The 22,825-nt window shown below is 52.8% G+C and carries 25 protein-coding genes; 12 read left to right on the top strand and 13 right to left on the bottom strand.

Going from position 1 to position 22,825, the window contains the following annotated elements; genetic code table 11:
* Positions 1–37: 37 nt before the first annotated feature.
* From QI197_02670 to QI197_02645, 6 genes are all read left to right on the top strand, one after another.
* Complete coding sequence (locus tag QI197_02670; protein MDK2372262.1) at positions 38–667, top strand: energy-coupling factor ABC transporter permease; 630 nt, start codon at positions 38–40, stop codon at positions 665–667.
* A complete protein-coding gene (locus tag QI197_02665; protein MDK2372261.1) occupies positions 664–930 on the top strand; it encodes a PDGLE domain-containing protein in 267 nt (88 codons plus the stop codon). The genes QI197_02670 and QI197_02665 overlap by 4 nt, the downstream gene beginning before the upstream one ends.
* Complete coding sequence (locus QI197_02660; protein ID MDK2372260.1) at positions 930–1,655, top strand: hypothetical protein; 726 nt, start codon at positions 930–932, stop codon at positions 1,653–1,655. Before QI197_02665 ends, QI197_02660 begins: the two co-directional genes overlap by 1 nt.
* Positions 1,652–2,464, top strand: coding sequence for an ABC transporter ATP-binding protein (locus QI197_02655; protein ID MDK2372259.1), 813 nt, complete (start codon positions 1,652–1,654; stop codon positions 2,462–2,464). The genes QI197_02660 and QI197_02655 overlap by 4 nt, the downstream gene beginning before the upstream one ends.
* Before the next feature lie 104 nt (positions 2,465–2,568).
* On the top strand, positions 2,569–3,609 hold the full coding sequence (locus QI197_02650) for a substrate-binding domain-containing protein (protein ID MDK2372258.1): 1,041 nt from the start codon (positions 2,569–2,571) through the stop codon (positions 3,607–3,609).
* A 62-nt stretch (positions 3,610–3,671) separates the two neighbouring features.
* The gene (locus tag QI197_02645; GenBank protein ID MDK2372257.1) at positions 3,672–4,103 is read left to right on the top strand and encodes a CBS domain-containing protein; all 432 of its coding nucleotides are present in this window, start codon (positions 3,672–3,674) and stop codon (positions 4,101–4,103) included.
* A gap of 10 nt (positions 4,104–4,113) precedes the next feature.
* Here QI197_02645 and QI197_02640 read toward each other — a convergent pair whose 3' ends face one another.
* From QI197_02640 to yjjX, 4 genes are all read right to left on the bottom strand, one after another.
* A complete protein-coding gene (locus QI197_02640) occupies positions 4,114–4,410 on the bottom strand; it encodes a hypothetical protein (GenBank protein MDK2372256.1) in 297 nt (98 codons plus the stop codon).
* A 42-nt stretch (positions 4,411–4,452) separates the two neighbouring features.
* Positions 4,453–4,779, bottom strand: a complete 327-nt coding sequence (locus QI197_02635) for an arcadin 1 (GenBank protein MDK2372255.1) — start codon at positions 4,777–4,779, stop codon at positions 4,453–4,455.
* A 441-nt stretch (positions 4,780–5,220) separates the two neighbouring features.
* Positions 5,221–5,736: a hypothetical protein gene (locus QI197_02630; protein ID MDK2372254.1), complete on the bottom strand. Its 516-nt coding sequence runs from the start codon at positions 5,734–5,736 to the stop codon at positions 5,221–5,223.
* Between the two features lie 4 nt (positions 5,737–5,740).
* A complete protein-coding gene (gene yjjX / locus QI197_02625; GenBank protein MDK2372253.1) occupies positions 5,741–6,301 on the bottom strand; it encodes an inosine/xanthosine triphosphatase in 561 nt (186 codons plus the stop codon).
* Between the two features lie 34 nt (positions 6,302–6,335).
* Here yjjX and QI197_02620 point away from each other — a divergent pair, with 34 nt between their 5' ends.
* Entirely contained in the window at positions 6,336–6,725 is a 390-nt protein-coding gene (locus QI197_02620) for a hypothetical protein (GenBank protein MDK2372252.1), read from the top strand.
* 44 nt (positions 6,726–6,769) lie between these two features.
* Here QI197_02620 and QI197_02615 read toward each other — a convergent pair whose 3' ends face one another.
* The 4 genes from QI197_02615 to QI197_02600 all read right to left on the bottom strand — a co-directional run bounded on the left by QI197_02615 (position 6,770) and on the right by QI197_02600 (position 11,469).
* The gene (locus tag QI197_02615) at positions 6,770–7,753 is read right to left on the bottom strand and encodes a 3-dehydroquinate synthase II (protein MDK2372251.1); all 984 of its coding nucleotides are present in this window, start codon (positions 7,751–7,753) and stop codon (positions 6,770–6,772) included.
* 98 nt (positions 7,754–7,851) lie between these two features.
* A complete protein-coding gene (locus QI197_02610) occupies positions 7,852–8,865 on the bottom strand; it encodes an ATP-binding protein (protein ID MDK2372250.1) in 1,014 nt (337 codons plus the stop codon).
* 37 nt (positions 8,866–8,902) lie between these two features.
* Positions 8,903–10,525, bottom strand: coding sequence for an ASKHA domain-containing protein (locus tag QI197_02605; GenBank protein ID MDK2372249.1), 1,623 nt, complete (start codon positions 10,523–10,525; stop codon positions 8,903–8,905).
* Positions 10,516–11,469, bottom strand: a complete 954-nt coding sequence (locus QI197_02600) for a methionine synthase (protein ID MDK2372248.1) — start codon at positions 11,467–11,469, stop codon at positions 10,516–10,518. The genes QI197_02605 and QI197_02600 overlap by 10 nt, the downstream gene beginning before the upstream one ends.
* Before the next feature lie 98 nt (positions 11,470–11,567).
* On the opposite strand from QI197_02600, the gene aroE reads away from it, so the two are divergent.
* Positions 11,568–12,404, top strand: coding sequence for a shikimate dehydrogenase (gene aroE, locus QI197_02595; protein MDK2372247.1), 837 nt, complete (start codon positions 11,568–11,570; stop codon positions 12,402–12,404).
* Positions 12,397–13,212, top strand: a complete 816-nt coding sequence (locus QI197_02590) for a shikimate kinase (GenBank protein MDK2372246.1) — start codon at positions 12,397–12,399, stop codon at positions 13,210–13,212. The genes aroE and QI197_02590 overlap by 8 nt, the downstream gene beginning before the upstream one ends.
* On the opposite strand, the gene QI197_02585 is transcribed toward QI197_02590, so the two are convergent.
* The 5 genes from QI197_02585 to QI197_02565 form a co-directional block, all read right to left on the bottom strand.
* Complete coding sequence (locus QI197_02585) at positions 13,202–13,894, bottom strand: DUF554 domain-containing protein (GenBank protein MDK2372245.1); 693 nt, start codon at positions 13,892–13,894, stop codon at positions 13,202–13,204. The genes QI197_02590 and QI197_02585 overlap by 11 nt on opposite strands.
* Positions 13,895–14,009: 115 nt before the next feature.
* The gene (locus tag QI197_02580; GenBank protein MDK2372244.1) at positions 14,010–15,851 is read right to left on the bottom strand and encodes a helicase C-terminal domain-containing protein; all 1,842 of its coding nucleotides are present in this window, start codon (positions 15,849–15,851) and stop codon (positions 14,010–14,012) included.
* A gap of 55 nt (positions 15,852–15,906) precedes the next feature.
* Positions 15,907–16,329, bottom strand: coding sequence for a DUF86 domain-containing protein (locus QI197_02575; GenBank protein ID MDK2372243.1), 423 nt, complete (start codon positions 16,327–16,329; stop codon positions 15,907–15,909).
* On the bottom strand, positions 16,319–16,741 hold the full coding sequence (locus tag QI197_02570; GenBank protein ID MDK2372242.1) for a nucleotidyltransferase domain-containing protein: 423 nt from the start codon (positions 16,739–16,741) through the stop codon (positions 16,319–16,321). The genes QI197_02575 and QI197_02570 overlap by 11 nt, the downstream gene beginning before the upstream one ends.
* 810 nt (positions 16,742–17,551) lie before the next feature.
* Entirely contained in the window at positions 17,552–18,172 is a 621-nt protein-coding gene (locus tag QI197_02565) for a hypothetical protein (GenBank protein ID MDK2372241.1), read from the bottom strand.
* 483 nt (positions 18,173–18,655) lie between these two features.
* Here QI197_02565 and QI197_02560 point away from each other — a divergent pair, with 483 nt between their 5' ends.
* The 3 genes from QI197_02560 (at position 18,656) to QI197_02550 (ending at position 22,800) form a co-directional block, all read left to right on the top strand.
* Positions 18,656–19,408, top strand: a complete 753-nt coding sequence (locus QI197_02560; protein ID MDK2372240.1) for a metallophosphoesterase — start codon at positions 18,656–18,658, stop codon at positions 19,406–19,408.
* The gene (locus QI197_02555; GenBank protein ID MDK2372239.1) at positions 19,408–19,914 is read left to right on the top strand and encodes an HAD family acid phosphatase; all 507 of its coding nucleotides are present in this window, start codon (positions 19,408–19,410) and stop codon (positions 19,912–19,914) included. Before QI197_02560 ends, QI197_02555 begins: the two co-directional genes overlap by 1 nt.
* 258 nt (positions 19,915–20,172) lie before the next feature.
* Positions 20,173–22,800 carry an ATP-dependent helicase gene (locus tag QI197_02550; GenBank protein ID MDK2372238.1) on the top strand — a complete coding sequence of 876 codons (2,628 nt, stop codon included), beginning with the start codon at positions 20,173–20,175 and terminating at the stop codon, positions 22,798–22,800.
* Positions 22,801–22,825: the final 25 nt, after the last annotated feature.

Below are 22,825 nucleotides of genomic sequence, written 5' to 3'. Positions count from 1 at the left end.
ACTATAACATCCGTTTAGTAATACTTATGAGTGATCCTTGGAGCTGTACGGGGGATGCGCCGTGCACATACCTGACGGATTCCTGAGCCCCCTAGTAGCCCTGTCCTTCTACATCATCTCCCTACTTGTGGTCGCGTACTCGGGAAGGAGGTATTTCAATGAGGGAGGTGATATCTACTACTTATCGGTGATGGCAGCAGGCATCTTCGCTGCCCAGATGCTGAACTGGCCGATACCCGGAGGAACCTCCGCGCACCTAGTGGGAGGAGCTCTTGCTGGCATTCTATTGGGCCCATTCGGTGGATGTTTGGCCATGTTCATGAACCTACTTGTCCAGTGCATCCTCATGGGTGATGGGGGGATCACCGCGCTGGGCGCGAACGCATTCAACATGGCCGTGGTGGATGTATTCCTAGGCTACCTCATTTACAGGATGGTGATGCGCATATCTGGTGGGAAGAAATTCGTAGCCGGTTTCCTCGCGGGTTGGCTGGCCATAGCCGCAGCTGCCGTCGTCTGTGGGGTGGAGATAGGGCTCTCTCCTCAGTTCGGCTATCCGCTGAGCGTGACCGTTCCCGTTATGGGGACTTGGCACCTCCTCCTAGGACTGGTGGAGGGGGTGGCCACTGGGTTCATCGTCAGCCGGGTGGAGGTGATCGGTAAGTGAGCAGATCCTATCTCTTGATACTTATATTGGTCCTCGTGAGCCCCATCTTCGGGGTAATCGGGGCAGAGATTGTAGGATACCATGAGCCACTGGATGTAGCCGCGGAACTGATCGGACTTGGCGAGAGTGAACCTATCTGGACGGGGATCTTCCCGGACTACACGGTACCTGGCGTACCGGATGTGATAGGATATGTGATATCGGGGTTTGTTGGTGTAGGGGTCCTCCTCCTGCCCGCCTTGCTGAGGGGTAGAAGAGATTGATGTGGTTGGAAAAGACCTTCACCGATTTGACGAGGGGGCTGGGAGACTGGGTAACCTCCTTCGAACTGCTTATAGGAAAGGCACACGTCTCCCCAATTCTATCCCTCCTCATAACCGTTTTTCTGGTGTCCATCCCCTCATTCTCCTCCGATGCGATCCAGCTCGCGTACCTCTCCATTGTATCCACCCTATGGGGATTCTGGTTCGTTGGCCGCGCGTGGACGAGGTTCCTGAAGATCTCGATGATGTGGGCGATCTTCACCTCGGTGATAATGCTCCCCAAGGTGTACCTGTCCGGGTCCCTAGACCCCCTAATGACGCCTCTCAGGGTCCTGTCCAGTCTACTAGTCCTAGAAGCTTCCGCGACCCTCTTCGGTACCAAGTCGATATTTGAGGGGCTTGCATTGATAGCTCCCCAGCTCCCCGAATCTTTAGACATAATGCTCGGGCAGATCTCGTACTACTTGAGGAATATAGGCTGGCTGATAATTGCAAAGGGATCTAGGAACTTCGATGAGAGTCCTTCCATGAGGTATGAGGTTATATCACTCGCGGCCTCTGAACTGCTCAACCGCGGGAGGGAGAGAGCTTTCTCCATCTCCTTGGCCAAGAGATCGAGAACATGGAACTCCATACCCGATAGTTCCCTTGAGAAGAGGGATATCATTCTGATGTTGGTATTCCTCCTGTCTATGTCCCTGTCCTGCGCGAGGTGGGTCCTGTGATACTCTCCCTTAGGAATGTCAGCTACTCCTATCCAGACGGAACGCCTGCTCTAAGGGATGTGAACTTAGAGGTCAGGTCGGGAGAGATAGCATTCGTTATGGGACCTAACGGCTCGGGAAAGACCACTCTGCTCCTCTTGATGGCTGGCCTCCTGACTCCAACCGAAGGGGGGGTGACCTTCTATGGAAAGCCCCTAGGAAATTGGTTCAGAAAACACTGCGGAATACTGTTTCAAGATCCTAGAGATCAGCTCCTAGCTCCAACTGTGTGGGAGGATGTAGCTCTGGCGCCCAAGCAGCTTGGATTGGATGAGGGAGAGGTGATGAGCAGGGTCGAGGAGGCCCTCCGGTACTTCGGGATAGAGGACCTAGCGTCCAGATCTCCACTGAGATTGAGCAGGGGACAGGCCGCCAAGGTGATCTTAGCGGGGCTCCTCGCCCACGATCCCGAGGTCCTTCTTCTGGATGAACCTTGGTCTTCTCTCGATGCAGAAGGAACGGAGCATCTCCTCGAGCTTATAAAGCTCTTCAAGGAGAGGAATAGAATCGTAGTAATCAGTTCCCAGAACTCCGACATGGCCGCCGAGATCTCCGATACAGTCCACATTCTGAAGAATGGCGAGCTGGTCATGAGTGGCTTAGCTTCCGACCTGCTGGTGAGAGTGGAAGAGCTTCGTGAGATTGGGATAAGGCCTCCACTGGTCCCTTCAGTTTCTAGGATGATCTTCCCCGCCGATCCTCCCGTGCTGAGGTTTGAGGATCTCCTAGATAGACTCGAACGTACGAATTCTAGGAGCAGTCGTCCCTAGCTTAGAGATCCCGTGGTTATTGGTAGCGTGAATAGTGTTTCACGCGTGTCATTATCCTCACCACTAGAATTATTAGAAATCCCTGTAGGCTGTCCCGAATAATGATGGAAACGGAACTGAGAAAGAAGCTGAGGGAGATAAGGGTTCGCAAAGATGTGATGCTGCTATATAGAGGACATGTAATTTTGGATGCGAGACTCGCCAAGATACTCGAAGAGGTCGAGAGGAGGGGATCCCTTCTCGCTGCCGCTAGATCCCAAGGTATATCCTATTCTTGGGTCTGGAGCAAAATCAATAGGGTAGAGGAACTGTTGGGGGAGAAGCTAATATCAGTGAGGCGAGGAGGATCGAAGGGTGGCGGCGCAGTCCTGACAGATGTAGGAAAGGAGCTCCTCAACCTCTACATGGAGAATCTAATCGAAGGCAGGACGGAACCTAGGAAGGAGTCCACCTTAGCTGGAGGGTACGATCCTCTGTTGGAAAAGGTCGTGGAAACCCTCAGGGATAGAATAGATCTCACATGGAGCGGTTCTCTCGGAGGAATAGCTAAACTCATCACGGGCGAGGCAGACATAGCGGCCGTTCACCTTTACGACCCCGAAAGTGGTGACTTCAACAAACCGTTCATAGGCAGGTTCTGGCTGTCAAAAACGGTGGCATTAATCAGGGGGTACGACAGGGAGCTAGGGATCATGTTCAGGAAGGATGCAGGACTGGAGTGCATATCTGACATCATAAAGAGGGGGTTAAGGTACATCAACATGTCTCCCGGATCAGCCACTAGGTTGCTGGCAGACAGGATATTGATAATGGAGATGAGGAGGATGGGTCTCGAGGAGACCGACCTGTCTAAGTTCGTGAAGGGATACAATGTTCAGGTCAGAACTCACGTGGGAGTGGCCAAGAAAATAGTCAAGGGTGAGGCTGACGTTGGGTTCGGCATAAGGGAGGTGGCGGAATCTTTCGGTTTGGGATTCCTGCGGGTCATGTGGGAGAGTTACGATTTCGTCGTACGGAAAGAATCGTTCAAGAAACCCTCTATAAAGAAGTTCATCGACAAACTCAAATCGGAAGATGTGAGGAGGTCCTCCTCTGAGCTGAGGGGTTACCGGATCCCCGATAACGTGGGAGAGGTCATCTCATGACCGCCCCCCGGTTTGTAAAAGATTTTAGCTATGAACAGAGTATTTCTAGCGGAGGTGGGATATTGCCGCTCTTGAGGAGAAAGAGGCACCTCCCCCTGAGGGTGGAGGATGTGATGAGCACCCCTCCCATAACGGTGGATAAGGAAACCCCTATAGAGCAGGCCGCCAAGGTGATGGACGACAACAGGATCAGCAGCGTGATGGTCGTGGATAAGGACGGTAAGCTTGTGGGCATATTCACCGACAGGGATCTGAGGTTCGCCGTGGCTGAGGGCAAGGTGGGGAAGGGACTTCCAATTCATATGCTCATGACCGAGAATCCAATAACCATCTCGCCCAGCGATCTGGTGATCGATGCCATGAAGAAGATGAGAGATGCTGACATTAAGCACCTACCGGTGGTGGACGGGGAAGGCAAGCCTATCGGCATGATCACGATGAGAGACATAATAGACGTTGCTTGGTTGCTGCTGGAGGTGCTCGCTCCCTCCTAATTCTCTATTTTTACTCGGGAAACATGTCCTCGATTTGATTCGTCTTGGGGTTCCAAACCTTCAGCTTCATACCTTTCTTCTCCTTGGGCTCTATCAGGAGTTGACGGTGTGGCGTCCTAGTTGGGATTACGAAGTACTCATCTACTCTTCCGTCGTCGTGGTAGAGGACCAGTTTGTACTTGTCCTCCGTTCTCTCCTTGGTTATCGGATCCCTGTACTCTATCAGAGCGAACCTTCCCCTAGAAACGATTGTCCTAATCTCCCTCCTACCCTTTTTGCTTACGGTTATAGCTTCCTCTATCGACATCGATTAGATTGGACGGTGATCCGTTAAAACAGTTCCCTTTAATCAGTACTCCATGCCGCTGTCCGGGGAGAATGTCCTGACCTCCCCTTTCTTCATGGTGAGCTTCAACATATCTCCTACGGTAGGTCTGCCGAGAGTCTCGTACTCGTCTATCGTGAGGGTTATTGTAACGGTGGGCATCTGCACTTGGCCCATGGGCAGGGGGATTTTCATGTACTTCTCCATGGCCCTGACTACCTGGAACATCATAGCCTCCTCCTCGCTCTCCGGAGGTGGGACCTCCTCCACGCCTCGAGGCCTGCTGAGGGAGAGGACTATCCCAGAGGGAGTCTTCCTGACCTCGGTCACCTCCAAGTAGAGTTCCAGCATGGTTTATCATACAACCCCCTAGCTCAAAATACTTAAGGTTTGCAGTTGTGGGAAAAGTCTGAAGGCGACTGCGGCGAAGAAGGCCATGATGGAGTAGAATAGAAGTCCATCTACCAATCCGCCCGTTTTTAAGGGCCTTTCGCCCTCCTGCCTAGGAGAAGCACGTCAACACCGGACCTAGTTACCGAATCCGAGAGCCTGTACAGGTGGAGCATATACATCGTGATCAATAGGGCCCAAATGTTGCGGAGGGTCTTCCTATGCTCAACTATGGGGAGGCTCCTCAAGTAGTAATCCAGATCTGGGAAGAGGGACGCAACTAGACAGGCTGTGAATGGAAGCGGATCCGGTCTCCACTTGAGTAGCAGCGAGGCCCAATGGAGAACGAATGCTGTGAAAGATTATATGGATCCTCATCAAGGGGGTTCCCCTGCTCGGTGCTCAGGCCTTCCTCACTCTAGGCTGGATGAGCCTCCTCCTCATTCCCTCCTCTACTATAGCATTTGCCAGCTCATCCGGTGTGGAGTACCCCCCAAGATAGTCCCTTCTCTCGGAGTACACTCCTACTACTGGAGGGGCGATCTCGGCAAGTAGGGACTCGGCTTCCTTGGTGCTCCAAACAGCTAAGGCTTTTAGAACCCTCTCATCGTCTCGCACCAACTTCTGGAATCCGAGTAGGATGAGGACATCGGGATCCACAGGTGCAAGGCAGCCCACCATCTTGCTGATCTCATCCAAGGCGTCTGGCACGTACGTCGTCGATAGGACCACCCTGTTGGTTGAATGTGCCACTATCAGACCGGCTCCTGCTTCAGCCAGCTCCCTCATCTCCTTGGCGAGTTCGACCTTCCTCAGCTGAACGGCCGCAGCGACCCTGTATCCGGAGCTGGCCAGCATGTTAACCAGCGGTTTATAGAGTAGATCCCTCCTACCTCCTAAGAGAGCCACGATCATCATGCTATCATCCCGGCCACCTGTCACCTGCGATGAACTTCGCTAGGGCCATCAGCACGCCGTGTGTGTACAGATCGGTCCTGCTCACCACGCCCCTGGTGAAGTAGCCTATCGCCCCCTCCTCCCTCTTTATCTCGGCCTTCCCGCTTATCCTTGCCATGAGGTCCCCGAGCTCCACTCCGGTGAGCAAGCTAGCTGTGAAACTCTTTGGGCATTCGAACCACCCGCTGGTGCCTGTGCCGTAAGCGCCATCCTTCCTCTCCACCCAGACGAAGCCGGCGCAGTAGTACCGGCCACCCAAGTGAAAGACGCCTCCCTCTATGCCCACGCCGAAATCCGCGTTCAGAGTGGCCATCGCTTTTCTAGCTCTGTTCATTGCACCTATAATGGCCTCCTGACCTATTGGCTCTGGAGAGACACCGCTGTTCACTTCCACGCCCCTCACTTTGACCTCCCAGACCGAGGAGAAGGCCCTCCTAACTGCTTCGATCTTCACGGGATTGGTCGAGCCCACTGCCACGAGCATCTCTATCGCCCCGACAGTATAGGCATACTTATTATTGCTCACTGTGGGTCATAGTGGTGATCTTCTGTCTGTAGAAGTGGAATCTCAGATAGAGGAATTCCTCAACGGAATGGGTGTGAAGTATCAGAAGGAGGGGGGTGTCATAGCCTCCCTCTGGAAGGTCGGGGACGGTGAGTACTGGGTGTTCGTCCTCGTAGGTGACGACTGGGTGGCTATAAGGACCACCATACTGGAGAGTGAGAAGGTACCGGAAAGCGCGGAGTTCTACAGGGCCCTGCTCAACGCCCACTATACGCTAGCGGAAGTAAGGTACGATGTGGATGAGGAGGGCAACTTGGGATCCAGCAAGACCATTCCTGTCTCGGGAATGAACAAAGAAATTTTCGCCAGCGAGTTCAACTCGGTTGTCTTCGCGATAGACTACTTCAGACAGGAAATAGCTCCTAAGTTCGGGATAGAGCCCTGAGCGGTGTTAATCTAGTCAGCTCCTCTTAAGCCCCTCGTTTCTCTTTACCTCTCTTCTATGAACTCGTTCACTGCCATCCCAAAGTGCCTCGCCTTCTTCTCCTCCACGTACGCTAAGACCTGATCCCCTGGCTTCACCTCACTGACCGGTATGGGGGTCCCGTCAGGTTTCATGAGGGGTACCGTTTCAGCAAGCTGCAGCACTGCCCATCCCTCGGCATCCTGAGACCTAGCTCGCACCAGCACCAAGGGCCTCCTCTCCACCTTGGCCCTTCCGACGCTCACCGCCCTCCTCTTACCGTCCTTCGTGACGGCAAGCACTTCAGTCCCGGACTTGACCTCCGACAGGTACTTGGTCCTACCGCCGGGCACCAAGATGTAGTTGGAGACCGCTCCCGCGTTCACCCTGAATTCTCTAGGTGAGGTGAACGGGGATTCTACGTTCTCACTGTGGACCAGCAGGAAGAAGGAGGCTGACCCCCCTACAAGCATCCCTTCGCCCTTGGAGAGGATTGATGTGGTATCCACGCAAACTCTATCTCCCATCCCGACCTCTTTGACCTCTGTGACCTCGGCCACGACCAGTTGAAGGGGAGAGGCTTCCTCCAACATTCTCCTTACGTCTTTCAACTCGCTGGGATCCTTCAGCGGCATCACAACGCCTTTTATTCCCACTTCCAGCACTCCCAGCAGGGATCTGGCCTCATCCAATGTTTCAGCAATCGCGTATATCCTGTCGCCTCCCCCCAGACTAGCTATCAGGTTCTCTAGGGGGATTATCTTCCACCCCTCGCTATCTATAAGCACCTTGCCTGTAGAGGCTGTCTCCTCGACCACCGACATGTCTTCGGGCCCCTTTATCCTCACTAGGGTGATCTCTCCCTTAGAGGGCCACTCCTCAACTCTCACGATGTGCGCCGGATCCACGAGGTCTTTGACCTTCTCCTTAGCTCCCGAGGATAGAGCAACTATCTTAAAGCCCATCTCACTAGCTTTCCTGATCACGTCATCCGGAGAACCATCAGCCAATAGGAAGAACTCCTTGGAGCTCGCTGGCATTGCTCTAGGGGGCTATCCAACTAATTTAAGTTAAAGTGCGATTCGCTCCGCACATCATGGAGTAGGAGCTACAGTCTCAGTGCAGCCTTCTCGTAAACGGGATCCAAGAACTCATAGTCCTTGATGAGGCTTAGCCTCTCCAGCCTCTTGATTGTTCTGGACAGGGAGGATTTAGGTATTACGGCTCCTTCCTTCTCCTCTATCAGCTCTCTTACTTGGCTCCAGCCCCTCGCCCCCCTGGCAACGGCCTTGAGGACGAGTTTCTCCCTAGGATCGAGTTTCATCAATTCGGTGATGGCCATCCCAATGGCCATCTCCGCTATGGCCTCGAAGCCCCCTTTACCCTCTGAGTAGGATTTACCGAAAATGACGAGCCACCCCACTATCCCGTCGAAGAATTCCACGGCCTTCTCCACTTCCTCCATCGGCGGTTCCATTCCTACTTCTCTGAATCCCCTCACCAAGAACTCCTTAGATTGCTCCTTGGTGAACCTTCTCACCTCGACCTCATATGCGTACCTCCCATAGAGGGGGGAAGATGGATCTTCGAGTCTGAGGAACCTTCTGAGCATGCCTATCTCCGAGCCCGTGAGGATGAGGGTCACATTGTCCAGATTGTCGTAGGCGTAGGCTATCATCTCCCTCACCTCGGACATGAGGGGTTGCCTCAGATGCTGGACCTCGTCCAAGATCACAACGAACTCGTCCAGCTTGTTCAATTCTGTCAGAAGACCTGCGAGGCTCAGGGAATCCATTCCTCTCCACTGGATCTCAACCTCAGCGCCTGCTATCTTAATGCCCCTTATACCCCTCAGGAACCTTCTCATCTTGCTTAATGATTCCTCAAGTCCCCTAGCCACCCTCTCGTAGAGATCAGCCCGCCGGACGACACCTCTCATGTCAACTAAGAATCCCCTCTTCCCCTCTAAGAAGCACCAAGCCACACTGGTCTTACCTATCCTCCTAATACCCAGTAGTAGGATGAGAGGATATCTGCCAGAGGCTCTTTCCAGCTCCTCTAGCTCCCATTCCCTATCGAAGAGGTCTTTCCTAGATTTCTTGGGCCTCAGGTCGAATAGCATCAGTCCCCCCCCGGAACTTAGTTCCGCCCCGGAACTATTAAAGGCTGCCGGATGAAGGATCAGGAGGGGGCCCCCTCAGGTACGTTCCCTCTATGAAGGCTTCACTAAATTCAGGGTCTCTGGCCAGATCCACATAAGTGACCATGGAGTACAGCTCGTTGAACTTAGTGAACGCATCCTCACTCAGTATTAAGAGTTTAGCCCCTGATAACGCTGTGTTACCTAGGGAGACTACCGTTTCCGGATCAACTGGTGGGATGAGGCCTATCTCGATGGCATCCGACGGATCCACGTGACTCCCGAAGGTACCGGCGAGGTAGACCCCTTTTAAGTCCTCATGGCTCAAGCCTTTCCTCCGCATGAGGATCCTCCAAGCCGAGTACACCGCAGCCACCGCCTTCTGGACCTCTCTCACATCCCTCTGCGTCACCTCTATCCTCGGGGAGTCCACTAGCCTGAGCTTCCCCCCAAGCTCCCTAGACATCCTCCCGTTCTCTGAGAGGAGACCCCATCTCAGCATCTCAGCCACGGCTGAGATGAGTCCTGAGCCGCTCAGGCCCACGGGTCTACCCTCTACCTCCACCTCGATTCCCTCCTCGGTGATTCTCACCCTGTTTATTGTCCCCCGAACGCCACCCACCCCCGACGGGACGTTAGATTCAAAGGCAGAGCCTGCTGGTGCGCTGGTCGCCAGCACATCGTCCGTCACTAGCATCACCTCCGTGTTCGTTCCCAAGTCGATCAGGAGGTAGGGCCTCTCCAGCTCAAGCATCTCCGCAACTACAAGGTCGGATAAGGCGTCGGAGCCAACGAAGCCTGCCAAGGGCGGGGGAACCAAGAGCCAGCTCTCGGAGAGCCTCTCAAATCCGGCCTCATCCGCTGGCCCTGAGACCCACATCTTGAGGGGGGGCTCGAACGGCGCTGCAGATAGGGAATCGACGGGCAATCCAAGAAGGAGAGCATGCATCACCGAGTTTCCGACTACCGAGACTATGGATACATCCTCCTCCCTGACATCTACAGCTTTGCAGAGTTTCGAGGACAGATCCTCTATGCCTTGAATCGCCATGTTCCTCAACGCCTCCCTCTCACCTTCCAAGGCCTTCTCCATCCTAGTGATCACATCAGCTCCCCTCGACACTTGGGGGTTCCTCACGAAACCCTCGACCAGAGGTCTCCCGTTCCTCAGGTCGAGCAGCGATCCGGATATGTTGGTAGTCCCAAGATCCACCGCAAGTCCGATTTCTCCCCCTCCGGAGCGGAAGGCGATTCCTTTGAAGCTGAATGAGGGTTGAGGGAGAGATCTGGGGAGGGCCATATCTCCAAGTCCGGATTTCCTGATCAGAGGGCTCAGCTCGAATCGGGGCATCATTCCCGAGACTGTGGCCACAGGGGCTATTCTGGGGACCTCGACAGCTACATTCCCCATCACTTTAGTCCTGCAAGCTAGCCTCATCTCCCTCTCTATCACACCGGTCAGTCGCTCTTCCCTAGTAGGAGGGGTCACCTTTCCCTCGAGCACTCTCACGGCGCATCCTCCGCAGTACCCAGCGCCTCCACACGGCAGGGGGAATGATACGGTTCTGCTGAGTATATCGGATAGTAGCTCGCCCTTGTCCGCCTCGACCTCCACGCCAGCGGGTAGGATCTTCACCCGCACTCGCTCTGTAGGGATGTGACCACCTCCACTATTACTCTGAGCTTACTTATGGCCACTTCATACGCTCGGGGTCCAGCGGCCTTCAATCCACCGAACCCACAATCCCCGCTGATCAAGTCTATTCTCTCAGCCCCGAACCTCTCCATCAACTCCTTGAGGAGCCCGCTTACCACCTCTCTCCTCTCCACCTCCATGCTCTGCGCGCTCACCACACCGGGGGAGATAACCTTGTCAGCATCCTCCAGCTTCTGTCGGGAGAACCTCTCGAGATTAGATCTGGAGTCGAAGAACTCGTGGCTCAGATACCTCACGGGAACCTTCATCAGCAATTCCGAGAGCTTGGGAGATAATTTCCCGCATATATGGGTGCCTTTCTCGGCCTTTACGCTGGAGAAGACCCGCTCATATGATTCTATTATGTCCTCCTCCCTGTAATCGAAGAGGATCCTCCTCCCCACCAAGAGCCCTATGACCGGCTCATCGACGAAGATGTATCCGAACCCAACGGAATCCATTCTCTCGGCTATCTTTGACACGTAGGGGACGAAGAAGTCGAATAGAGCTTTCTTGTCCGCCAAGAGTGAGTTAAAGACCCCGCCATCCCCTACCTCTACCCTGCTCGCCAGTGTGAAGGGGCCCGTTAGGGGGAGCCTGACTGTGGACAAGTCGAAGTTCATCTCGTTGGCAAGTTCGAGGAACCATTCTACCTCATCCAACTTGGGTAGTTCAGGCTCGCCGTGAAGGTCGATGGGCCTATACTTGCCGCCCCCTATGGGCTCGAGTTGACCCATCTCCGCCAAAGGTTCCAAGTACATGTCCGTGAAAGGTCTGAGCTGGGGAACTGGTGGGACAGTAATTCCTGCATCTACCGTGTCGAGGAACGCCCTTCTCAGATTATCCGGGGAGTGGTCCAAGGGGTAGCTGCCCACGTGGGAGGTCCTCATAGACACCCAGCCAGTGAGTGAGTTGAGGAATTAAGTCTTCTCATCTGCTGGCAGGGACGCACTCATCCCTTAAAAGGAGGGACGGATTCTATGATGGGATGAGGATAGACTCGAGTACGAGGCTCACATGCCTTCTCGGGCATCCGGTGCACCACTCGATCTCACCGGCCATCCACAACGCCTCCTATGAGAGGATGGGGATAAATGCCATCTACTTGGCCTTCGATGTGCTCGATTTCCCTAAGGCCTTGGATGGGTTGAGGGCTCTGGGGACCGTTGGCTGTAATGTGACGATCCCGTATAAGGAGATGGCTCACGACTCCGTTGACTGGTTGAGCGATGAGGCCAAACTAGTAGGTGCTGTGAACACGATAAGATTCGAGGAGAAGGCATTGGGCTATAACACGGATGTCAGCGGCGTCCTCCATAGCCTAGAAATTCTAGGGATACGCAGCATTGAGAACGCGCTGCTTCTAGGTGCCGGTGGCGCCGCCCGTTCCGTCCTCGTGGGGCTTTCTGGAAGGGTTGAAAGGGTCTACGTAACCTCTAGGAGGATCGAGCGGGTGAAGAGGGTCCTCCCTCTATGCGATAAGCTTGGGTTCGATGCTGTGGCCGTGGAATGGGAAGAGAGATCTCGAGTCGCTGAAAAAGCTGACCTCCTGATCAACGCCACCCCTCTAGGCACGCTAGGTGAGGGGATTCCATTGGATCCCGGCTACTTGAAGCCGAGTTGTTACGTGTTCGATCTCGTGTACAACCCTCCTGAGACTGTACTTGTGAGGGAGGCCAAGAGGAGGGGTTGCAAGGCTGTCGGTGGTCTCCCCATGCTCGTGAGACAGGCGGCCGAGGCTGAGAGGATATGGTTCGGCATCGATCCAGATGAGAATCTGATGATGGAGGTGGCTGAGTCTCTCCTAGGTGGTGGAAATGGTTGAGGTTCGGGTGAATGGAGCTATAACCGTCGTTAATGCGATAGCCAGCTGGAAGGGGGCAGCTATCTCGATTGATTTCGAAGTGAGGGCTCGAGCCGAACCTTCCAACGAATTGGAGGTGGAACCCGGGGACCCTCTCGTCAGGGAAGCAGCACTTCTAGCCCTGAAAGAGGTGGGTGGTGATGGGGTAAGGGTTCGGGTGGACTCGGAGATCCCAGCGGGCTGGGGTTTGAAGAGCAGTAGTGCCGTGGCCAACGCTGTTGTACTATCCGTCATGGCTCTTCACGGCAGGAGGGACCTCTTTGAGGCCTTGAAAATTTCAGTTAAAGCTGCTAGGTCGGCGGGAGTTACCATCACCGGTGCTCTAGATGACGCGGCCGCTTCCATGCTGGGAGGATTCGTTATGACCGATAACTCGAGGGATGAGCTGGTCATGAGGGCTCCCATAAAAGAGATGGAAGTTCTAGTGCTCCTGCCCGAGAGTCACGCTCCAAAGTCCACTATCGAGGTCGACACGGATCTCCTGAGGTCCTACGCTGGGACTGTTGATTCCATATTCTCTCTTCTCCCGAGAAGGATATGGGATGCCATGACGCTGAACGGCCTACTTTACTCACTACTGTTAGGTTACGACCCTTCTCCAGCTCTGGAGGCGGTGAGACTCGGAGCATTGGGAGCGGGCCTGTCCGGTACAGGTCCGGCTGTGGCGGCCGTATGTGAGAGCTGTGAGGAGATAGAAGAAGCATGGTTCGCCTTGGGAAGAGTCATTAAGAGGAGGATCACGAATAGGAGGGCGAGAATTAGGGAGTAGGAATGAGAAGGCCGGACCAGAGGATAGAGATCAGTGGAGCCATTAGAAGACTGGGGAGCATGTTTCCCATCTTTATCCTCCTGACCTTGAGGAGGTTGAGAGCCAATCCCAGTAATATCACCCCACCGGCTCCGGTAAGATCACCTACGGCCGCTTCGGGGAGAGAAGCGCCTATTAGAGAGCCCACGATGGACAGAGACCCTTGGAACAGGAAGAGCGGGATGGAGGAGAACACTACACCAGGACCGAGGGCTGTCGCGTAGGCCATGGAGGCGAAGCCGTCCATCACGGATTTGGCCATTATTATGGATGGATCGCCCATTCCATCCCTTATGGAGCCGATAATAGTCATGGGACCTACGCAAAACGTGAGGAAAGCTGTCATGAGTCCTTCCACGAAGTTTGAGTCCCCTCCTATCCTTTGTCTCAGGCGCTCCGCCGCACCCTCCAAGATCTCCTCCAGTCCGAGACTTTCACCGAGCAGAGTTCCTGTAAGCAGCCCCAAGATCAGACCAATGGGGTTCCTCGTTTCCAGCGCCATGCTTGTCCCTAGATAGAACGTGAAAAGACCTACGACCTGAAATACCGTCTCCTTCCCCGAATCTCCCATCCTCTTACCTAGGAGGAGACCAGCAGACGATCCAACCAGCACAGTGACCGTGTTAATGATGGTTCCGAGCATCCAAGGTTACGGCTGCCCGCAATAATAACTTTTGAGTTCGATCCAGATAATACAAGCAGTCTCAGGATGGGAGAGGACCACGATCGATCCTTCCCTAGAGTTTCCATGTTCGACCTCAGTATGGGGGTTTTATCTCATCCCACCTGGCCAAGCTCACATTTTGTTTGACGAAGTCCGGGAGTAGTTTGAAGTAAGTGCGCCTCATATATCTTTCATCCGCCAGAACGAAGATTCCTTCGTCCTCTTCCGATCTGATGACCCTTCCCAACGCTTGGGAAGCTCTTCTGAGGGCCGGAACCACGTATGACAGGTATCTTCCCCTCTTCTTCCCGTAGATCCTCTGATTGTACTCGATGAAGAGTCTGGTCTTTGTGGTGAGGCGGTCGAATGGTATTCCCAAGAGCATCACCCCCTCCAACTCCTCTCCGGGGAAATCGGCTCCCTCCGCGAATCTACCCCCGGCAGGCGCCACCAGAAGGCCTTCCTTCCCTAGTTTAGGTAGAGACTTGAACTCCCTGAGTATCCAGCTCGCCTCATCACCGGGCATATCCCTCCTCTCTACGAACATGTGCCTCCCGTGGTCCTCTGCGAGCTCCTTTATTCCGGGGAGTACCTCCTCTTGAATCCTGTAGCTGGCCGTGAATATAGCTAAGTTTCCTGGGAGCGATAGAAACGCGTCTACGACTCTGAGGTACCTCCTGACCATCTCAGCCGAGAGTTCCTCTCCCTTGGTGCTCACTCCGCTCACTATAAGGCTCCTCACTTTCTCAGGATCGGCCATCGAGGGTATGCTCATCCTGGCGCAATTCTCGACGCCCGCGGTTTCGGCGAATGCGTCTATTGGCTCGAGCGTGCCTGACATGAAGACGACGCTGTAGAAGTCATTCCATACCGGGGCCAAGGACTCCTTGGTCCTCATGTCCCACACCTCCAGCTTAATACCCGACCTCTCCTTGGAGTAGAGGTAAGCTACTCCCTCCTGCCCTCTCTTCTCCAAGGCCACGATGAGGAACTCCGCCATGGAGTTGAGGTAGGAGCGCGGTTCCTTGCTTCTCCTCATCTGGTCCCGATACACCTCCTCCGCTATCGCGTACATGGCCTTTATGTCGTCCGGACCCAGATCCGTCTCCCCGAGAAAGGAATCCAGGTCGAACACTCCGTCCTCCGAGACCGCTACTTGGGACATGAATGTGAGGGTTGAGGAGAGCTTCTCTCCTAAACCGGTCTCGTCATCCGGATCGTGCCTCTTAACCTCCTTCAGGGCCCTCTCCACGGTTGTCGAGGTCACACTCTTGCTATTCAACTCCATTGCGGCCCTCTCTATGTTATGGGCCTCATCGACGACGAGTACGGACTCCCTGAAGGGTACCTTGTGCCTGATGACCCATCCCAAGGGAGAGAGGACGTAGTTGTAGCTGAGTGAGATAACGTGGGAGTACTCTAGAAAGGCAATCTGGAGGAAGTAGGGGCATACCTTCATCTCCCTCGCGAGTTCGAAAGTCTCAGAGAACGTGAGGGGATTAGGAGGGGGGACTACTTCCTCGCCCTTTAACCTCTTCAGGTTCCTGTGGTAGGGGCACTTGTCCCTCCTCATCCTGCAGAGGGTCCCCACTCCCTCGTAGCTGGTGACTCCTAGATCTCTAGCGAGGGGACACATGTCCCTCTTACCCCTGAAGGAGAGGCCGAAAACGGACTTCCTCCTGCTAATCAGTTTCAGCTCCTCTATGGGTCTGTCTGTCTCGTTCCCAGTCCTGACAGCCCATATAATGGCTCCATCCATCTCCTCTATTATCGGAAGCAATGCCGCGAGGACCACTGGTGTCTTCCCAAATCCAGTTGGGGCGTGGAGACAGAACCCCCTGCCTTCCTCCACTGCCGACCTTATGGAGACTATAGCCTCCCTCTGAAATCTACGTGGCTTATAGGGGAAGTACTCCATGGCATCTTCCCAATACATCAACCACAACCTCTACTCTCAGTAAAAGTGGTTCCCCTATGAGGAACGCGATGCACTAGGGATCGGTAGCGGCGTTCATGAGGTCCCTCGCCATTTCCCTGAGATCCTCCAACTCTCTCATCCAAAACTCAAAAACTCTATCTGGGTCTATTGATACGTACGCGTGAACTAGGACATTTCGGAACCTAGCAATCCTCCTATAAGTGTCTGCTCTCTCAGGAGGTACAAGTCCGGCTTCCTCGAGCACTGTGATAGTATCAGCATAACTCTCAGGAGGCCTATGCCCCTTAGCCGCAGCTATGTGCTGCGGTATGTCTAAAAGACATTCAATGGACAGATGCAAAAGTCTTTCCACCGCCATTCGGTATACCAAGGATTTGTAAAATTCTTCCTCGTTCGATTTCAGTTCCTCTAAGGAGGATAAATATCCCCTCAGTAGCTCTATTCTGGACTTGACCGCTTCCATGTCAACCTCCAACGGTCAGCCACCTCTCCGTGTAATTCCAGATCACTCTCCTGAGATACTCCAAATCAGCCCACTCGTCGTAAACCTTAGTCATGAAGTGGATTAGTTCTCTCTCGTCTCCAACGTAAAGCAGTTCACCTTTCAAGGCAGAAAATCTTATTCTGGGAGGAGCCTTATTGAGGATGATGAGATCTACTTCTCTCCTGAGATATCTTTGAAGCTCCAGATATAACCATTCGATATCACGCTCTAGCGGTTCATCTTTGAAGAGAACGGCAATGTCCACATCGCTAAGTGGATGGATTCTTCCTTTTAGCGAGGAACCGAAGAGTATAATCGCTACTATACCTCTCCTCTTTAATTCTCGCTCTACTAACTTAAGTCTATTTCTGAGGGTGGACATATGCACTCTTCTCCTTTCCATTTTCCTAGTATCTACACTGGCATCAAATATTCAAATGTATCTAAAGAGATCTCTAACCTTTTCTCCTTATTGCATATTGACTCTTTCTTTTGCGCCTAGCTGTCTTTGTTGTTCGATTTAAAGTTCGTTTCCCGTATTAAAAAGAAAGAGGAATTATTAATTATTGAGATAAGAGAAGAATTAATCGGAAAGGGTAGGGAGTGTAGTATCAAATTTACTTGGCAAGCCTGGGTGGCTGAGCCTCTTAAGTGGAGGTAACCACTCACCACTCAATAAAAGTAGCATATGGTACATTAAAGTTGGTAAAAAAAATAGGTACTTCCACAAATTCTGGAGATCTATAGACTATGGTATTCTTATCACGTTTACGATAAACACCTGAGGGTAATTACACGAACCCATGCAGCCGCAATATGAATAATACGGGCATCCGTATGTGCTGTGATAGGTCAGTGTATAATCAGCTATCATATAATAAGAGTAAAACCTTATGTAAGGGCTCATTTTCGCGTATGTAACGGCGCAAAAACCATGAAATTTAGTATTAGCTGACCCGCAGGTTCCTCCACAGTTACTTGCGTATTCTCACCCCGGAGAGTCTATAAGGCCGAAGATATAATCTCCTTCCATAAGAAAATGCATCCAGCGATTGTAATGAATGTCACACCATCGCTCTCCTCAGGTGCGTACATCTTACAGCCTGATTCACCCCAACCTCCGCAGAAATGCCAGAACCACCACTTCCAGTGAAAATTCGTGTTATAGACCGTTACAGGTCCCTGATACCATTGCCCACATTCCCAAGCTGACTTATAGTCGGTAAGCTTTAGGTTTCTCGCCCTTTGCCGTTTCCTCGGTCGCATCCAATGCCTTTTCCAGATACTGTGGTGTGAGCTTGTCCAGATCTGCTGGCGTGATTTCCACGCTTCCTATTCCGTATGGCTCAATGGTCTTCACTCTAATACTGAGGTTCCTCTGGAGGAACGCCCTGATGATGCTCAGGTACAGATCCATGGACCCTTCCTTGTACTTCACCTTGTACCTGTCTATGCTATAGAGGACCTGCACCTTGACCGCCTTGAAGTTTGGGGCATATTTGGAGATGAGATCCGCCATCATATTAGCATATGACAGGTTAGTACCCGGCGGCAGGGTAAAGGCCACGATGAGGGTTGCGTTCACCTGTTTGAGCCAGTCGGCGGCCTCCTCGTCTAATTGCTTGGCCTTCTCCATTATCTTGACAAGCTCTTCCCTGGTCCAGAAAAGTTCATCGTAAGCGAGGCCGTATGTTTCGCCTAACCATCGCGTGAAATTCAGATACTTTAAACTATATTCCCTGTCTTCCTTTAATTTCTCTAAAGTGACATTCATGAAGCTGTCCAATAGATCCTTCTTGACCTTTGAGATGGGAGGGGAGTAGACGGGTCCCATCGAAAGGCTCATAGACTCCGGAGGGTTAAGCGCGAACGATAGGATAACTGACAAAATAATTAACAAAGAGGCGGATATTACCAAGGCAGTTATTCTACTTTTCGAGATCATTGATGTCTACCAAAAATATTTGGATTGATACATATTTAAATATTCTTCAATTTTTGACGAAAGATGGAATAGATATACTTTGGAACATCATATTATTGGACATCATTAGATCGAGAACAGGGACATTTCCACATAATTCGCCGTGCTTTTCTGTGTGTTAAGATATTATATTTATAAGATATTATATTTATTTATTACTTAATCCATTTTCGCTCTACCTTCATTCCACAGCATTTACTAGTGTGGCGCCCTACATCTACTCCATTCAAGAAAGTGTTTCGCCTTTCCCTTGCCAACAAGACAAGAAGGAAAGTTCGGTCTCAATCCATTTTCGGTTAGAGCTTATTAACCAGTCTCCTAGACTATCCCGTGATGAGGAAATACCTGCTCGCGAACAGTATCGAAGTGTTCCCCTACGGAGCCATGGTGAACAGCACGCTGGTAGTGGCGGACCTCCACTTGGGCTATGAGGATGCGTTGAGGGAGAAAGGAGTGGAACTCCCTTATGAGCAGTACCCGTGGATAAAAGGGGAAATTCTGAGGTATATTAGTGAGAGAGATCCGGAAACGGTGGTCCTCAACGGTGACATAAAGCACGAGTTCGGAGGGGCCCTCAGTCAAGAGTGGAGGGAGGTCCTAGATCTGATAAGGTCTCTGAGGGAGGAGGGTGTGAGGATCGAGGTGGTCAGGGGGAACCACGATAACTACCTGATCCCCATCCTCCTCAGAGAGGGCATTGAGATAAGGGATCCTTACCTCATCCTTGGTAACATTATGTACTTTCACGGGCATAAGGAACTGCTAGCGATTCCAGAAGGGGTGGATCTCATAGTGATGGGGCATGAGCATCCAGCAATATCGCTCAGGGACGATTTGGGTGGAGGACACAAGCTCAAGGTGTTCCTCAGGGGAAACTACATGGGGGCCGAGGTCCTCGTCCTGCCCGCCCTTTCCCCACTAGCTCCAGGGACGGATATACTGAGGGTGGGGAGCAACGGTCTGCTCTCACCCCTATTGAGGCGAGTGAATCTGGATAATTTCATCGTTTATATTGTGGACGAGGAGGTGGGTGTAGAGGAGCTGGGTCCCCTCGGCGTGGTGAAGAGGGCTGCTAGGGTGCTCTAATGAGATGCGCGGTGTTCGATATAGATAACACGCTATTCGACGCCAGGAACAGGTTCGAGGTGGCCATAAGCCGATTCGGAGTGAGGTCTCCGAGGGAGCTGCCGTTCGAACTTCAGAAGGAATTTTGGAGAGATTTCATGGATCCCAGCCTCCTGAAACTGGATAGACCGTTATACAGGGCTATAGAGATGGTCCACGATGCAAAGAAGAGAGGTTTGAGGGTCGTTTTGATTACAGGGAGATACGAGTGGCTCAGAAGGGATACCATCCTCCAGCTCATGGCCGCTGGCATTCCCTTCGACGAGCTGGTCATGAGGCCCAACGACAACTATCAAGTGGATAGGGAACTGAAACCCTCCTTAGTTAGGAAACTGGGCTGCGAGGTGGTCGAGTATCACGATGACGATTTGGAGACGCTGTTGGAGGTCAGAAAGATCTTTCCCGAAGCTCTTCTCTTCCTGCACAGGCCCGATGGAACCTTCGAAATGCTAGTTGGGAAAGAGTAGATCCCATCGAGCTTGCAACGCTAAGTGGTCATTTGCAGGGGGACTCCTCCACCTTTCCTCACCGATACCATGCGATGGCCTGCCTTTCCGGAACAATGTTACCAATTTAGGTAATTATACGATATTAGCATGTCGTTTAAGGAAGCTAAAATAAGTATCATTAAATTGTTTACCATTTAATTTTCTACATTTTCGTTTAAGATCGGAAGCGGTGCCCACCAAGGTTATCAAACCCTCCCTGTATGAAGCGCGGTATTCATGATAGCTAGGGCCCTCAGGGAGTACACTAAAGCGGAAGTGCTTGAGGTGCTCCACCCGGCTGTAGCCCTCTGGTTCGACTCCAAGTTCGTCGATCTAAGTCCTCCACAGAGATACGCTGTGGTTCCGATCCATGAGGGTAGGAATGTCTTGGTCACCAGCCCCACGGGCACGGGCAAGACCCTGACGGCCTTCCTGTCCATAATAAGTGAGCTCTTGGAGATGGGTGAGAGGGGGGAGCTCCAGGACTCGGTTTACGCCATATACATTTCCCCGCTGAGGGCGCTGAACAACGACATATACAGGAACCTAGAGGTCCCTCTCAGAGAGATAAGGGAGCTTTCGCCTAATCTACCGGAGATAAGACATGCAGTAAGGACTGGTGATACTCCTTCCAGTGAAAAAGCCAAGCAGCTTAGAAAGCCGCCTCACATACTCATAACGACTCCCGAGACGCTGGGCATCATTCTAACGGCTCCCAAGTTCAGGGAGAAGCTGAAGACCGTTAAGTGGGTCATAGTGGATGAGATCCACAGCTTAGTGGAGAACAAGAGGGGTACCCATCTCTCCCTCTCTCTAGAGAGGTTGAGGTGGCTGGTAGGCAGGAACTTCATCAGGATAGGTCTATCGGCCACGATAAATCCCCTCGATGAGGTCGCCAAGTTCTTGGTGGGCTACGAGAATGGCAGGGCTAGGGACTGCTTGATAGTCGAGACCAACTGGGCCAAGGCCCTCGACCTAGCTCTGCTATCACCGGTGAGCGATCTGGTGAACACGCCCACGGAAGTGGTCTCGGCTAGGATGTACAAGCTCATTTCCAAGCTCATAAAGGAGCATACCACTACCCTCATATTCACCAACACGAGGAGCGGAACCGAGAGGGTCGTCTTCCACCTGAAGAAGGTCCTGAAGGATAGTGTGGAGGACATAGACGAGAAGATAGCTGCTCACCACAGCTCCCTCTCTAGGGATGTGAGGGGTGAGGTGGAGGAAAGGCTGAAGAGAGGGGAGCTCAAGGCGATAGTGAGCTCCACTAGCTTGGAGCTGGGCATCGACATAGGCTACATAGATCTGGTGGTGCAGATAGGCAGTCCCAAATCAGTGACTAGGGCATTGCAGAGGATCGGTAGGGCCGGTCACAGGCTCCACGAGGTCTCTAAGGGCAGGTTCATTGTCGCGGATAGAGATGATGCTGTCGAGGTTGCGGTCATGCTCCGTGAAGCGTTAGCGGGCAGGCTGGACAGGGTGCACATTCCTAGGAGGCCCCTCGACGTGCTGGCGCAGCATATAGTGGGAATGGCCGTCGAGAGTAAGTGGAGGGTCGAGGACGCCTATAATCTCGTGAGGTCGGCCTATCCCTACGTGGACCTGAGCTGGGAGGATTTCGAGTCCATCCTCAGGTACCTAGCCGGGGAGTACACCCAGCTGGAGAGCAGGAAGGTATACGGGAAGATATGGTACGACCCGGAGGAGGGGGTATTCGGTAGGAGGGGGAAGTACGCTAGGGTGATCTACGCCACCAACATAGGGACGATACCCGACGAGGTCGCCGCCAAGGTGTACACCACGGAGGGCAGGTACGTGGGGAACTTGGAAGAGGGCTTTCTAGAGAGGCTCATGCCTGGGGACAGGTTCGTGCTGGGCGGAAAGGTCTATGAGTTCGTGTCGGCGAGAGGGCTGAGGGTCAAGGTCAGGCCAGCCTTCGATCAGAAGCCGACAGTGCCTGCGTGGTTCTCGGAGATGCTTCCTCTCAGCTACGAGCTCGCCTTGGAGATTGGGAAGTTCAGGGGCGAGTTCTTCAAGATGCTCGAGGAGGGGGCCACTAAGAGGGAGCTTGTTAGCATGATAATGAGGATGAGCAATGCGAACAGGATGGCGGCCCTCGCCATATACAACTACCTGAGACAGCAGTACCTCTACCTGAAGTCTCTCGGCGTGAGCGTGGAGGATATGCCGTCCCACGAGGTCATCTTGGTTGAGAGCTACGTAGATGAGGAGGGGAGGATACACCAAGTGACCCACTCCCTCTACGGCCGGAGGACCAATGACGCCCTCTCAAGGGCCCTAGCCTATATAGCTGGGAGGAAGGTGAGGAGGAACCTGGGGATAGCGGTTAAAGATACTGGATTCGCGATTATATATCCTAGGGGAGTTAAGCCTGTCGCAACGATAGAGGATTTGGTGGGATGGGACCTCAGGGATGTACTAGAGAAGGCTCTGGCGAAGACGGAGCTCCTCAGGAGGAGGTTCAGGCACGTAGCTGCTAGGGGATTGATGGTCCTCAGAAACTACAAGGGATACGAGATCAGCGTTAACAAGCAGCAGATAAGTGCTCAGAGTCTCCTCAGGATAGTCGAGAAGATAGAAGGATTTCCCCTGCTTAAGGAAGCTTATAGAGAGATCTTGGAGGATTACATGGATGTTGAGAGGGCTGAGGAGGTGGTGGGCGGCATAGAGAGCGGTAGGATAAGGGTCGTTGACATAGGCATGGTGGATGTGCCCACGCCCTTCGCCCACAACATAGTTCTGGAGGGTCTGAGTGACCTGATATTCATGGAGGATAAGATGGCAGCTTTGAGGAGGTTCCAGAGTGAGATAGAGAAAATTATAAGGGGTGAGGTCGGCTGACCGCCTCCGTTTTTAACTTCTTTAG

Source organism: Thermoproteota archaeon, assembly GCA_030130125.1.
In the GTDB taxonomy this organism is placed as follows: domain Archaea; phylum Korarchaeota; class Korarchaeia; order Korarchaeales; family Korarchaeaceae; genus Korarchaeum.
The sequence above is the reverse complement of the archived record's forward strand: the minus strand, read 5'-3'. Positions and strand labels throughout refer to the sequence as shown.

What these genes read in the sequence shown, in the direction of transcription:
- QI197_02660 (MDK2372260.1), top strand. Translation starts at nt 930, where the DNA reads ATGTGGTTGGAAAAGACCTTCACCGATTTGACGAGGGGGCTGGGAGAC.
- QI197_02650 (MDK2372258.1), top strand. Translation starts at nt 2,569, where the DNA reads ATGGAAACGGAACTGAGAAAGAAGCTGAGGGAGATAAGGGTTCGCAAA.
- QI197_02640 (MDK2372256.1), bottom strand. Translation starts at nt 4,410, where the DNA reads ATGTCGATAGAGGAAGCTATAACCGTAAGCAAAAAGGGTAGGAGGGAG.
- QI197_02635 (MDK2372255.1), bottom strand. Translation starts at nt 4,779, where the DNA reads ATGCTGGAACTCTACTTGGAGGTGACCGAGGTCAGGAAGACTCCCTCT.
- QI197_02630 (MDK2372254.1), bottom strand. Translation starts at nt 5,736, where the DNA reads ATGATGATCGTGGCTCTCTTAGGAGGTAGGAGGGATCTACTCTATAAA.
- QI197_02610 (MDK2372250.1), bottom strand. Translation starts at nt 8,865, where the DNA reads ATGCTATTCGACCTGAGGCCCAAGAAATCTAGGAAAGACCTCTTCGAT.
- QI197_02600 (MDK2372248.1), bottom strand. Translation starts at nt 11,469, where the DNA reads ATGAGGACCTCCCACGTGGGCAGCTACCCCTTGGACCACTCCCCGGAT.
- aroE (MDK2372247.1), top strand. Translation starts at nt 11,568, where the DNA reads ATGAGGATAGACTCGAGTACGAGGCTCACATGCCTTCTCGGGCATCCG.
- QI197_02590 (MDK2372246.1), top strand. Translation starts at nt 12,397, where the DNA reads ATGGTTGAGGTTCGGGTGAATGGAGCTATAACCGTCGTTAATGCGATA.
- QI197_02585 (MDK2372245.1), bottom strand. Translation starts at nt 13,894, where the DNA reads ATGCTCGGAACCATCATTAACACGGTCACTGTGCTGGTTGGATCGTCT.
- QI197_02580 (MDK2372244.1), bottom strand. Translation starts at nt 15,851, where the DNA reads ATGTATTGGGAAGATGCCATGGAGTACTTCCCCTATAAGCCACGTAGA.
- QI197_02570 (MDK2372242.1), bottom strand. Translation starts at nt 16,741, where the DNA reads ATGGAAAGGAGAAGAGTGCATATGTCCACCCTCAGAAATAGACTTAAG.
- QI197_02565 (MDK2372241.1), bottom strand. Translation starts at nt 18,172, where the DNA reads ATGGGACCCGTCTACTCCCCTCCCATCTCAAAGGTCAAGAAGGATCTA.
- QI197_02560 (MDK2372240.1), top strand. Translation starts at nt 18,656, where the DNA reads ATGAGGAAATACCTGCTCGCGAACAGTATCGAAGTGTTCCCCTACGGA.
- QI197_02555 (MDK2372239.1), top strand. Translation starts at nt 19,408, where the DNA reads ATGAGATGCGCGGTGTTCGATATAGATAACACGCTATTCGACGCCAGG.
- QI197_02550 (MDK2372238.1), top strand. Translation starts at nt 20,173, where the DNA reads ATGATAGCTAGGGCCCTCAGGGAGTACACTAAAGCGGAAGTGCTTGAG.